General features: G+C 72.5%; 10 protein-coding genes and 1 pseudogene. 4 read left to right on the top strand and 7 right to left on the bottom strand.

Features of this window, described 5'->3' with window-relative positions; translation table 11 throughout:
* Positions 1 to 213 precede the first annotated feature (213 nt).
* The 7 genes from ACFV4F_RS00355 to ACFV4F_RS00325 form a co-directional block, all read right to left on the bottom strand.
* Positions 214 to 1,599, bottom strand: coding sequence for an 8-oxoguanine deaminase (locus tag ACFV4F_RS00355; protein WP_380437810.1), 1,386 nt, complete (start codon positions 1,597 to 1,599; stop codon positions 214 to 216).
* 117 nt (positions 1,600 to 1,716) lie between these two features.
* Positions 1,717 to 3,177 (bottom strand): nucleobase:cation symporter-2 family protein, encoded by a 1,461-nt coding sequence (locus ACFV4F_RS00350; RefSeq protein WP_380499844.1) that lies wholly within the window; start codon positions 3,175 to 3,177, stop codon positions 1,717 to 1,719.
* A 317-nt stretch (positions 3,178 to 3,494) separates the two neighbouring features.
* A complete protein-coding gene (pucL, locus tag ACFV4F_RS00345; RefSeq protein ID WP_380437814.1) occupies positions 3,495 to 4,415 on the bottom strand; it encodes a factor-independent urate hydroxylase in 921 nt (306 codons plus the stop codon).
* Positions 4,416 to 4,448: 33 nt separating this feature from the next.
* The gene (gene uraH, locus ACFV4F_RS00340) at positions 4,449 to 4,784 is read right to left on the bottom strand and encodes a hydroxyisourate hydrolase (RefSeq protein ID WP_380437816.1); all 336 of its coding nucleotides are present in this window, start codon (positions 4,782 to 4,784) and stop codon (positions 4,449 to 4,451) included.
* Positions 4,785 to 4,937: 153 nt separating this feature from the next.
* Positions 4,938 to 5,441: a 2-oxo-4-hydroxy-4-carboxy-5-ureidoimidazoline decarboxylase gene (gene uraD / locus ACFV4F_RS00335; RefSeq protein WP_380437818.1), complete on the bottom strand. Its 504-nt coding sequence runs from the start codon at positions 5,439 to 5,441 to the stop codon at positions 4,938 to 4,940.
* 228 nt (positions 5,442 to 5,669) lie between these two features.
* Complete coding sequence (locus ACFV4F_RS00330; RefSeq protein ID WP_380499843.1) at positions 5,670 to 6,050, bottom strand: helix-turn-helix domain-containing protein; 381 nt, start codon at positions 6,048 to 6,050, stop codon at positions 5,670 to 5,672.
* A complete protein-coding gene (locus tag ACFV4F_RS00325) occupies positions 6,047 to 6,334 on the bottom strand; it encodes a thiamine-binding protein (protein ID WP_380437953.1) in 288 nt (95 codons plus the stop codon). Before ACFV4F_RS00325 ends, ACFV4F_RS00330 begins: the two co-directional genes overlap by 4 nt.
* A 213-nt stretch (positions 6,335 to 6,547) precedes the next feature.
* Between ACFV4F_RS00325 and ACFV4F_RS00320 the strand changes: the two genes are divergently transcribed.
* The 4 genes and pseudogenes from ACFV4F_RS00320 to allB form a co-directional block, all read left to right on the top strand.
* Positions 6,548 to 7,393: a hydroxypyruvate isomerase family protein gene (locus ACFV4F_RS00320; RefSeq protein ID WP_380437820.1), complete on the top strand. Its 846-nt coding sequence runs from the start codon at positions 6,548 to 6,550 to the stop codon at positions 7,391 to 7,393.
* Positions 7,394 to 7,509: 116 nt separating this feature from the next.
* A complete protein-coding gene (locus ACFV4F_RS00315; RefSeq protein WP_380437822.1) occupies positions 7,510 to 8,397 on the top strand; it encodes a 2-hydroxy-3-oxopropionate reductase in 888 nt (295 codons plus the stop codon).
* Between the two features lie 393 nt (positions 8,398 to 8,790).
* Positions 8,791 to 9,933, top strand: a complete 1,143-nt coding sequence (locus tag ACFV4F_RS00310) for a glycerate kinase (protein ID WP_380437824.1) — start codon at positions 8,791 to 8,793, stop codon at positions 9,931 to 9,933.
* A gap of 195 nt (positions 9,934 to 10,128) precedes the next feature.
* Positions 10,129 to 11,460, top strand: a pseudogene (gene allB, locus ACFV4F_RS00305) (allantoinase AllB); the annotation flags it as partial.
* Between the last annotated feature and the right edge of the window lie 66 nt (positions 11,461 to 11,526).

The raw sequence follows: 11,526 nt of genomic DNA, 5'->3' as shown, positions 1-11,526 counted from the left end.
CACAAAACTAAACACTCTTAAAATTTTCCTAATATTTTTATGTTTGGTTTTTAACCTTTCGGCCCCCCCCGGGCCCCCCCCCCCCCCCGCCCCCCCGCGGGGGGGGGGGGGCGGGGTCCCGCGCGCCGGGTGTGGCGCGCGGAGTCCGGGTCACGCACCGTCCCTGGGCGGCCCGGAGTACAGGGAACGGAAGAGGAGCGGGCTACCGGTCCGTCAGACCGGGCGGGCCGCGAGCTCCTTCGCGGCGCGGGCGCAGTCGCGCGCGATGCGGTCCTCGTTGACGGTGGTCAGCTGCCCCTTCTCGACGACGGCGTTGCCGTTGACGAAGAGGACGGACAGCGGCGGAAGCGCGCCGAACGTCAGGGCCGCGACCGGGTCGGCGATGGACGAGTGCATGATTCCGTCGATCTTCCACAGCGCCAGGTCGGCGAGCTTGCCGGCCTCGATGGAGCCGATCTCGTTCTGCCGGCCGAGCACCCGCGCGCCGCCCATGGTGCCCAGGCGCAGGGCCTGGCGCCCGGTCAGCGCGGTCGGGTACCCGTGCAGGCGGTTGATGAGCAGGGCGTTGCGCAGCTCGGTGCCGAGCTCGCCGGACTCGTTGGACGCGGTGCCGTCGACGCCGAGGCCGACCGGTACGCCGGCCTTGATCATGTCGGGCACGCGCGCGATGCCGGCCGCCAGGCGGGCGTTGGAGGAGGGGCAGTGGGCGACGCCGGTGCCGGTCTCGGCGAACTTGGCGATGTCGGAGTCGTTCATGTGGACGCAGTGCGCCATCCACACGTCCTCGCCGAGCCAGCCGACCGACTCGAAGTAGTCGGTCGGGCCCATGCCGAACAGCTCCTTGCAGAACTGCTCCTCCTCGGCGGTCTCCGAGCCGTGGGTGTGCAGCCGTACGCCCTTGCGGCGGGCGAGTTCGGCGGACTGCCGGAGCAGGTCGGTGGAGACGGAGAACGGGGAGCAGGGCGCGATGGCGACGTGCAGCATCGAGCCGAAGGAGGAGTCGTGGTACTTGTCGACGGCGGCCTCGGAGGCGGCGAGGATGTCGTCGAGCTCCTCGACGGCGTGGTCCGGGGGCAGGCCGCCGTCCTTCTTGCTGCGGTCCATGGAGCCGCGCAGCGCGGTGAAGCGCAGGCCGAGTTCCTGGACGGCCTCGACGGAGGCGCCGAGGACGTCGCCGCCGTCCTTCGGGAAGACGTAGTGGTGGTCGGAGGCGGTGGTGCAGCCGGACTTGAGGAGCGCGGCGGCGGAGCCCTGGCTGGCGGCGTGGACGAGCTTCTCGTCGATGCGGGCCCAGGTGGGGTAGAGGGCGACGAGCCAGTCGAAGAGGATGTTGTCCTGGGCGAGGCCGCGGGTGATCCACTGGTAGAAGTGGTGGTGGGTGTTGACCAGGCCGGGGGTGACGAGGTGGCCCTCGGCGTTGATCCGGCGCACGACGTTGTCCAGCCAGGCGGGGGCGGGGCCGCTGCCGACCGATTCGATCTTGTTGCCGAGGATGACCACGTGGCCGCGGGCGTGCTCGGTGTCGTTGGCGTCGACCGTCGCGATGGCGGCGTTCTCGATGACGATCCGCTGGTCGGCGGGTGGGGGCTGGACTGCCATGGTGTTGCTCCTATGGGGGAGGGCGAGAGCGGTGCCGCGTGCTGCGCGCCCGTGGAGGGGCGGCGGCGGGTGACGGGTGGGGGCGCGTCGAGCGGGCACGCGCCCCCACCCCGCCGGTCAGGACGGTGTCACCGTCGGCACCGTCGTGCCGGGTGGATCGCCGGCCGCTGCGCGGCGGGCGGCCCCGACGTGGTGGAAGAGGAGGTTGAGCAGGACGGCCGTCACGGTGCCGGCCGAGATCCCGGAGTGCATCAGGGTGCGGACGGCCTCCGGGAAGGCGTCGTAGAACGTGGGTACGGCGATCGGCACGATGCCGACACCGAGCGAGACCGACACGAGGATGGTGTTCGAGCCGGACTCCATGCCGGCCTCCGCGAGGGTGCGGATGCCGCTCGCCGCGACCGTGCCGAAGAGCACGATCCCGGCGCCGCCGAGGACGGGCTGCGGTACGAGGGAGACGAGTGAGCCGAGCACGGGGAAGAGCCCGAGCAGGACCAGGATGCCTCCGCCGGCCGCGACGACGTAGCGGCTGCGGATCTTCGTCAGTGCCACGAGCCCGATGTTCTGGGCGAAGGCGCTGGCGGCGAAGCCGTTGAAGACCGGGCTGAGCGCGGTGGCCAGGCCGTCGGCGCGCAGGCCGGCGGCGAGCGTGGGTTCGTCGGCCTCGCGGTCGACTATTCGGCCGAGCGCGAGCATGTCGGCGGTGGACTCGGTCATCGAGACCACCATGACGATGCACAGCGAGACGATGGCGGCGGCGTCGAACTCGGGGGCGCCGAAGTGGAACGGGGAGGGGAGCGCGAAGACCTTCGCGTCCTTGACCGGGCCGAAATCGGCGAGGCCCAGCGGGAAGGCGATCAGGGTGCCGAACGCCAGGCCGACGAGCAGGGAGAGCTGCTGCCAGAAGCCGCGCAGCAGCCGGTTGCAGAGCACCACCGCGACGAGGGTGATCGCGGCGAGGCCGATGGCCCGCATGGAGCCGAATCCGGGGGCGCCCGGCGAGCCGCCGCGCGCCCAGTTCACCGCCACCGGCAGCAGGGACACCCCGATGAGGGTGATCACGGTGCCCTGGACGACGGGTGGGAAGAACCGGATGAGCTTGCAGAAGTACGGTGCCGCGAGGAAGCACAGGACCCCCGCGACGATCACCGCGCCGAAGATCACCGGGAGGGCGTGCTTCGGTCCGTGTTCGTTGGCGATGGCGATCATGGGCGCGACGCCCGCGAACGACACGCCGTTCACGAACGGCAGTCGCGCGCCGATCTTCCAGACGCCGAGGGTCTGGAGCAGGGTGGCCAGTCCGGCGGTGAACAGGCTGGCCGAGATGAGCAGGGCGAGTTCGGCGGGGGAGAGCCCCACGCCGGCGCCGACGATGAGCGGGGGTGCGACGACTCCCGCGTACATCGCGGCGACGTGCTGGAGTCCGGTGGAGACGAGCTTCACCGGGGACAGCACCTCGTCCACGGGGTGGGTTCCCGGTCCGGGCGGCGTGCCGGGGAGGCCTGGGACGCCGCCCGGACCGGAAGATCTTGCAGGGGTGGAACCGCCGTCGGTGGTGCTGGTGTTGCTGGGTGCCATGTCGAGCCCCTCTTGTGCCCGCGGCTCCCGGCGCGCCCGTGGCGCTGGAGACTGCCGGATACTTCCCTGACCGAGGGCGGGACGGCGGTGCAAGGGTCCCTCGGCCGGCCTCTCCAGTGCCCCGGGCCGGCCGCCGTGAGGCAGGCACGAACTCCGGTGGGTGGGGGTGGAGAAACACGTGGAACAGGTAGTGACAAGGGTGGTGCTGGAGGTGCTGCAAGGGGTGGTGCCGGAGGTGGTGCGAACCGCCCGGACTCGGCCGGCCGATGAGGGCCGGAGGGTGCGGCGATGCCGGGCGGTGTCCATGGTGGGGGAGGTCAGACGACCGGGATGACCGGGACGACGCCCTCGCGGTGCACGGTGCCCTCGATGAGGCCGTACATGCGGTCCGCGGCGTAGTAGACCTCGTTGTCGTTCTTGAGGCCGAAGGGCTCCAGGTCGACGAGGAAGTGGTGCTTGTTGGGCAGCTCCAGGCGGACCTCGTCGACCTCGGCACGGTTGTTGAGGACCCGGGTGCCCATCGAGTGCAGGGTCTGCTGCAGCGAGTAGGAGTAGGTCTCGGCGAAGGCCTCCAGCAGGTGCCGCTTCACGTGGGTGTAGGAGCGGTTCCAGTTGGGCTGGGCCTCGCCGTCGCGGCCGCTGTAGCCGTACTTCCAGCGGGCCGTCACCTGGGTGGCGAGGATCCGGTCGTAGGCTTCCTGCAGGGTGGTGTACTTGTCCTTGATGTAGCCCCAGAACTCCGAGTTGGTGGAGTTCATGACGATGAGGTCCTTGAGGCCGGAGATGACCTGGACGGTCTCGCCGTCGTAGACGACCTCGGTGGTGCGGGTCTCCTGGCCGGTGCGGACGAAGGAGTGGCCGACCTCCTCGGAGCCGATGAAGCGGGCCGAGCTGTCCGGGGTCTTGATCCGGTCCCAGGAGTACTCCTCGATCCGGATGCGGGCGCTGTGGACGACGCCGCGCTCGGTGTCGTCGACGAAGTGCCGCGCGAGGATGATGCCGAAGGCCTCGGCCGACTCGATCCCGTACTCCTTGGCGAAGGCGTAGACGGTGTTCTTGGTGGTGTCGGTGGGGAGGCAGTTGGCGTTGGAACCGGTGAGGTGGACGTCCTCGAACTCGCCCTGGAGGGAGACCGAGACGTTCAGGTCCTTGATCTCGTGCCGGGTGGAGTCGCGGTAGACGCGTACGATGCGGTTCTCCGCCTTGCCGTACTGGTTCTGACCGAGCACGTGGGCCATGACTTTGGCTCCTTGAGCTTCCAGGTCGGTCTACTAGCTTCCGCGGTAGACCGAGTATCCGAACGGGTTCAGCAGCAGCGGCACGTGGTAGTGGTGCTGCGCGGGCGCGACCGTGAAGACGATCGAGACCTCGGGGAAGAACGGCGTCTCCGCGGACCGCCGCGCGTAGTACGCGGCGGTGTCGAAGAGCAGCCGGACGACCGAGCCCGCCTCCACGGCCGGCAGGTCCTTGGCCCGGCCGTCGGAGTCCGTGGCGGAGGTGCCGAGCACCTTCCAGCCACCCTCGGTGTGCAGTGCGAGCTCGACCGGGACGCCCTCGGCCGGGCGGCCGAGGCTGGTGTCGAGCACGTGGGTGGAGATGCCAGTCATGGGTGAAGTGACCTTACTGATGGCAGATGTGGGGTTGCTTCGCCGAGCGCGGCGCGGCCTCACGATGATCTGACGAATCGTCAGAAACGAAGATCCGTCGGGTCGGTCGTGGATCGTGCCGGGAAACGGAACCGACGATACGTCAGAACCGGCTCAGGACTCGTCGAGCAGCCGGTTGATGCGGATGTCGTTGATCTTGCGCAGCTCGCCCCGGACGATCTCCGCCTCGGCGGCGGGGTCGTTGGGGTGGCGCTCGCGCAGGGCGGCGAGCATGGTGGCCGCGGTACGGCCGGTCGCGCAGATCAGGAACACGTGGCCGAACTTCGCCTCGTAGGCGGCGTTGGCCTCGTGCAGTTCGTCGAGGAGCGCTTGGTCCACGCCGTGGATGCCGGCCTGTTCGCGCTCGGAGGTGGCGTCGCCCGCCTTGGGCTTGCCGATCCGGGCGTGGCCGGCCATCGCGTCGTGCAGGTCCGCGACCGTCAGCGACCGCATCGCCGCCGCGTTGGCGGCGAGCAGGGCGCTGCGGTCCGACCAGGGCTTGGCCTCCGCGACGGCGGCGGCCCAGCGGGGGCTGGAGCAGATCTCCAGCAGGATCGCCTCAAGCTCGGCGGCGTCGGCCGCCGCGAGGGCGTCGAGGGCGTGGGGGTGGTTGGTCACAGGTGGACCTCCTGAAGAGTGGTGCCACCCGCACAAGCTAGATCGGCCCCACCCGGCCGTCAACACTTTGTTTAACGGTTGGTGGTTACGTTTTGGGCGGGCCCGTGTTGCCGGGCCGTTTCGTGTGCGATTCGCCAAGTGTGCCCCGCCGGAGGGCGGCCCACACTGGAACGCACCGGCGGGGCTGCCCGTTTTGGGAGGGTTCCGCCGGCGGTGCCCACGGGTGCCTCAGGAGGACTTCGAGCCGTCCTGGCGGTTGAGGTAGTTGTACACGGTGAAGCGGCTGACGCCGAGCGCCGAGGCGACGGTCTCGACCCCGTGGCGGACGGTGAAGGCGCCGCGCTCCTCCAGGAGGGCGACGACCCGCTGCTTCTCCCAGCGGTCGAGCTCGGCCAGCGGGCGGCCGTCGAACTGGCGGGTCATCTCGGCCAGCAGCCGGTCCAGCGCGCTGCTCAGGTGCGGCAGCCGGATGGCGAGCGCCGGGGCGCCCTCCCACTCCAGGACGACGTCCTCGGCCTTCGCCTCGCCCAGTGGGACGGGCGTCGCGCCGACCGCGTCCAGCAGCGGCTTGACGGCCGCGGCGAGCGGGTGTTCCACGTGCTCGGTCACGGCGTACCGCCCTCCTCCCGCGTCGCGTCGGCCACCGCGCCGCCGTTGCCCTCGCCGTCGCCCAGCACGCTGACCTGGACCGAGATCCGGGTCGCGCCGGCGTCCAGGGTCTCGCGGAGCAGCCTGGTCACCGCGGTGAGGACCTGGTCGGCCTCGCCCTCGGCGCCGGTCCCGAAGGGGCCGACCGAGACGGCCAGGCCGGCCTCGTCGACGACCTTGCGGGCCGCCGCGGCGTGCTCGGGGAACGTGTCCAGCTCGAACGGTTCTGTCGTGAACTCCACCATCAATCGCACCCGCTCACTGTAGCGAGCGGGGGTGGGGCGGGGCGGGCCCTGGGTGATCGGACAGCGCCGGGCCCCTCGCGGAGGGGTTTCCGGGCCACTTCAACAAATTGTTGCGGCGGCCTTGACAGTCGATCGGCGGGGCGGAGATGCTTCCACCACGCAGAATCCCTCTTCCGGATTGTGGAAGTTGAGGATGTCGGAAGAGAGTGAGAGGTGAGTGACGTGACGGCAGCTTCCCGGCACAGCTTCACGGTCAACCTGTCGATCCTGTTCGGTGAGCTCCCGCTGCTGGAGCGCCCGGCCGCTGCCGCCGCCGCCGGCTTCACGGCCGCCGAGCTGTGGTGGCCCTTCGGCGAGGAGCACGCCCCCTCGCAGGCCGAGCAGGACGCGCTCCGCAAGGCCTTCACCGACGCGGGCGTACGGCTCACCGGCCTCAACTTCCTGGACGACCTGAGCAAGGGCGTCCGCGGTACGGTCTCGGTGCCGGCCGACAAGGAGCGCTTCCGGGCCAACGTCCCGGTCGCCGCCGAGCTCGCCGCCTCGCTCGGTGCCACCGCGCTCAACGCGCTGTACGGCAACCGGGTCGAGGGCGTGGACCCGGCCGAGCAGGACGCGCTCGCGCTGGAGAACCTGGTGCTGGCCGCGAAGGCCGCGCACGAGATCGGCGCGATCCTGCTGATCGAGGCCCTCAACGTGGTCGAGTCCCCGGACTACCCGCTGGTGTCGGCCCCCGCCGCGGTCGAGATCGTCGACAAGGTCAACGCGGCCACCGGGCTCGGCAACGCCAAGTTCCTCTGCGACCTCTACCACCTGGCCAAGAACGGCGAGGACCTGGCGGCCGTCATCGACACCTACGCCGACCGCATCGGCCACGTGCAGATCGCCGACAACCCGGGCCGCAACGAGCCCGGCACCGGAGAGCTGGACTTCGAGGACCTCTTCGCCCGCCTCTCCGCCGCCGGCTACACCGGCTCGATCGGCCTGGAGTACCGCCCCTCCACCGGCGTCAGCGCCGACAGCTTCGGGTGGCTGCCGCGCGAGCTGCGCGCCGCGAAGTAGCGCCGCGCCGCGAGGCGGCACCGCGCCACCGGGCGCGCCGCGCCGCGAGCGCGCCCCGGCCCGTCCCGCGGGCCGGCCACCCGGCCCTCCCCACCTACGTACAAAGGAACGACGCGATGAGCCGCAAGATCGCCTTCGTCGGCCTCGGCATCATGGGCAAGCCCATGGCCATCAACCTGGTCAAGGCCGGGCACGACGTCACCGGTTTCGACCTCTCCCAGGACTCGATCGACGCCGTCGTCGCGGCCGGCGGCCGGGGTGCCACCAGCATCGCCGAGGCCGTCAAGGACGCCGAGGTCGTCATCACCATGGTCCCGGCCGACCCGCACGTCGAGGCGGTCATCCTCGGCGAGGGCGGCGTGCTGGAGAACGTGAAGGCCGGCACCCTCGTGATCGACATGTCCTCGATCACCCCGCAGACCTCCATCAAGGTCGGCAAGGCCGCCGTGGAGAACGGCGTGCGCGCCCTGGACGCCCCGGTGTCCGGCGGCGAGGCCGGTGCCGTCGAGGCCGTCCTGTCCATCATGGTCGGCGGCGAGGCCGCGGACTTCGCCGAGGCGAAGCCGCTGTTCGACGCCCTCGGCACCACGGTGGTCCACGTCGGCCCGGCCGGCGCCGGCCAGACCGTCAAGGCTGCCAACCAGCTGATCGTGGCCGTCAACATCCAGGTCCTGGCCGAGGCCGTGGTCTTCCTGGAGAACGCGGGCGTCGACCTCGCCGCCGCGCTGGACGTGCTCGGCGGTGGCCTGGCCGGCTCGACCGTGCTCAACCGCAAGAAGGCGAACATGCTCAACCGCGAGTTCGCCCCGGGCTTCCGGATCGACCTGCACCACAAGGACATGGGCATCGTCACCGACGCCGCCCGCGCCGTCGGTGCCGCGCTGCCGGTCGGCGCCGTGGTGGCCCAGCTGGTCGCCTCCGCCCGCGCCAACGGCGACGGCTCGCTCGACCACTCGGCGCTGCTGCGCGGCGTCGAGCGGCTCTCGGGCCGCGAGGTCAAGTAACCCGCCGGGCTCCCCCCGGGGAGCCCGCACAGACTCCTCCTGGTGGCGTGTACCTATCCGGTCGTGCCCGCGCCACCAGGAGGCCAGGCCCGACCGGCAGCCGGGCCGGGGCTCATCCGCCCGCCTGCCGGTCGACCCAGCCGGTGACGCGTCCTCCCTGTCGGGGGCACTTCGGTCGTGCCAGTGACGCGTCGCCCGGCCCCCTCCTTGCCGAGGGGAGCCCCTCGTACGTCGGAAGCGGGACGAGGGGAACGGCGGGAGGGGGCCGCCCTCCGGGGCAGCCCAGCTCAGTGCCGGCCCTGACCGGCATCGTCCGGGCAGGGGATGGCACCCCCGGGCCGCCCGGGCCCAAGCTTGAAGAACCAGCCGCACCCGTACGGAGAGGACCGCGCCATGCCCGCCACCCCCCACCAGGGCCATGTGGTCGTAGCTCCCGACAAGTTCAAGGGCACCCTGGAGGGCGCCGAGGTCGCCGCCCGGATCGCCGCCGGCATCCGCCGCGCCGCGCCCGGCACCGAGGTGCGCGAACTGCCCGTCGCCGACGGCGGCGAGGGCACCCTGGCCGCCGCGCTCGCGGCCGGCTTCACCCGCGTCCCGGCCAAGGTGGCCGGCCCCACCGGCCTGCCGGTGGACGCCGCGCTCGCGGTGCGGGACGACACCGCCGTGGTCGAACTGGCGCAGGCCTCCGGCCTGGCCCGGCTCCCCGGCGGGCGCACCGCCCCGCTCGCGGCCGGCTCCTTCGGCGTCGGCCAGCTGATCGGCCGGGCGGTCGCGCTCGGCGCCAAGCGGATCGTGCTCGGCCTCGGCGGCAGCGCCTGCACGGACGGCGGCGCGGGCATGGTCCAGGCGCTCGGCGTCAGCCTGCGCGACGCGGACGGCAACGAACTCGCGCCCGGCGGCGCCGCGCTGCGCAGGCTCGCGACGATCGACCTCGGCCCGCTGGCCGACGTGCTGGCCGGCGTCGAGGTCGTCGTGGCCTGCGACGTCGACAACCCGCTGCTCGGCCCGCGCGGCGCCACCGCCGTCTACGGCCCGCAGAAGGGCGCGGACGGCGACGACCTGGTGGTCCTGGAGGAAGGCCTGACCCGCTTCGCGGACAAGGTCGCCGAGGCCGCCGGGCGGGACGTGCGCGAGGCCCCCGGCGCCGGGGCCGCGGGCGGGGTGGGCTTCGCCGCCCTCGCCCTGCTCGGCGCCACCATGCGACCCGGTATCGAGCTGCTGCTCGAACTGCTGGGTTTCGACGAGGCCGTGCGTGGGGCACGCCTCGTCGTCACCGGCGAGGGCTGCCTGGACGCGCAGACGCTCCATGGTAAGGCCCCCGCCGGCGTCGCCGCGGCGGCCACTCGGGCGGGGGTTCGGGTGGCCGCTGTGGCGGGGCGGCTGGAACTGTCGGAGAGCGAGTGGCGCTCGGCCGGCTTCACCACCGCGATCGCCCTCACCGACCTGGCCGAACAGCCCGGCGACAGCATGACCAAGGCCGCCGAACTGGCCGAGACCGCGGGGGAGCGGCTGGCCGGGGCACTGCTGAGCGGCTGAGCCGTGCACCCGCGTACGCGTGGCGGCCAGGGCGCGCGAACACTCGTACGTTCCTCCATTGACGTTTTGTTGAAGGCGGGCCTAGGCTCCCGGCAATCCTTCGGTTCCCTCCTTCTCCGAGCGCCCCGGACGACCGCCCACCCCGGCCGGTCCGGCGTCCCCGCACCCCCAACTCCCAGGTTTCGGAGGTCCCCCATGCCTGTCAGCCAGCCCACGGTGATCCGCTCCCGGCGGGTGGTCCTGCCCGACGGCGAGCGCCCCGCGGACGTGCTGATCCGGGACGGGAAGATCGCGCAGATCGCCGCGCACGGCTCGCTCCTCGCCGGTGACCGCCGGCTCGTCGACCTCGGCGACACCGCGCTGCTCCCCGGCCTGGTCGACACCCACGTGCACGTCAACGAGCCCGGCCGCACCGAGTGGGAGGGCTTCGCCACCGCCACCCGGGCCGCCGCGGCCGGCGGCGTCACCACGATCATCGACATGCCGCTCAACTCCGTCCCGCCCACCACCACCGTGGACGGACTGGCCGTCAAGCGGAAGGCCGCCGAGGGCCAGACCTGGGTCGACCTCGGCTTCTGGGGCGGCGCCATCCCCGGCAACGCCGCCGACCTCGAACCCCTGCACCGCGAGGGCGTGTTCGGCTTCAAGAGCTTCCTCGCCCCCTCCGGCGTCGACGAGTTCCCGCACGTCGAGGCGGCCGACCTGGAGACCGCCCTGGCCGAGCAGGCCCGGATCGGCGCCCTCGCGATCATCCACGCCGAGGACCCCGCCGTCCTCGCTGCCGCCCCGCAGCAACCCGGCGTCCACTACCGGGACTTCCTCGCCTCCCGCCCCGCCGACGCGGAGACCGCGGCCGTCGCCCGGCTGCTCGACACCGCCCGGCGCACCGGCGCCCGCGTCCACATCCTGCACGTGTCCTCCGCCGCCGTCCTGCCGCTGCTGCGCCAGGCCCGCGAGGACGGCGTGCGGGTGACCGCGGAGACCTGCCCGCACTACCTGACCCTCGCGGCCGAGCAGGTGCCGGACGGCGACACCGCGTTCAAGTGCTGCCCGCCGATCCGCGACGAGTCCAACCGCGACGCGCTGTGGGCGGCCCTGGCGGCGGGCGAGTTCATCGCCGTCGTCTCCGACCACTCGCCGTCCACCCCCGACCTCAAGCTGCTGCCCGCGCACGGCGGCAGCGGCGACTTCGCCGCGGCCTGGGGCGGCATCGCCTCCCTCCAGCTCGGCCTGCCGGCCGTCTGGACCGAGGCCCGCCGCCGCGGCCACACCCTCGGCGACGTCGTCCGTTGGATGGCCTCCGGACCGGCCGAGCTGGCCGGCCTGAGCGCCACCAAGGGCGCCATCGAGGTGGGCCGCGACGCGGACCTGGTCGCCTTCGACCCGGACGGCGAATTCGCTGTCCACGCCAACGAGTTGCACCACCGCAACCCCGTGACCCCGTACGCCGGGTTGACCCTGGCCGGCGCCGTGCGCACCACCTGGCTGCGGGGGCGGGGGGGGGGCGCCCCCCCCCCCCCCGGGGGGGGGCCCCCGGGGGGGCCCCCCCCCCCCCCCCCCCCCCCCCCCCCCCCCCCCCCCCCCCCCCCCCCC

Source organism: Kitasatospora sp. NPDC059722 (assembly GCF_042733235.1).
Classification (GTDB): Bacteria; Actinomycetota; Actinomycetes; order Streptomycetales; family Streptomycetaceae; genus Kitasatospora.
This window is presented reverse-complemented; position numbering and strand designations above follow the sequence as displayed.

Bases quoted from the DNA above. Each gene is read 5' to 3' on its own strand.
- ACFV4F_RS00325 (WP_380437953.1), bottom strand. From the start codon at position 6,334: ATGGTGGAGTTCACGACAGAACCGTTCGAGCTGGACACGTTCCCCGAG.
- uraH (WP_380437816.1), bottom strand. From the start codon at position 4,784: ATGACTGGCATCTCCACCCACGTGCTCGACACCAGCCTCGGCCGCCCG.
- ACFV4F_RS00355 (WP_380437810.1), bottom strand. From the start codon at position 1,599: ATGGCAGTCCAGCCCCCACCCGCCGACCAGCGGATCGTCATCGAGAAC.
- pucL (WP_380437814.1), bottom strand. From the start codon at position 4,415: ATGGCCCACGTGCTCGGTCAGAACCAGTACGGCAAGGCGGAGAACCGC.
- ACFV4F_RS00310 (WP_380437824.1), top strand. From the start codon at position 8,791: ATGCCCGCCACCCCCCACCAGGGCCATGTGGTCGTAGCTCCCGACAAG.
- ACFV4F_RS00350 (WP_380499844.1), bottom strand. From the start codon at position 3,177: ATGGCACCCAGCAACACCAGCACCACCGACGGCGGTTCCACCCCTGCA.
- ACFV4F_RS00315 (WP_380437822.1), top strand. From the start codon at position 7,510: ATGAGCCGCAAGATCGCCTTCGTCGGCCTCGGCATCATGGGCAAGCCC.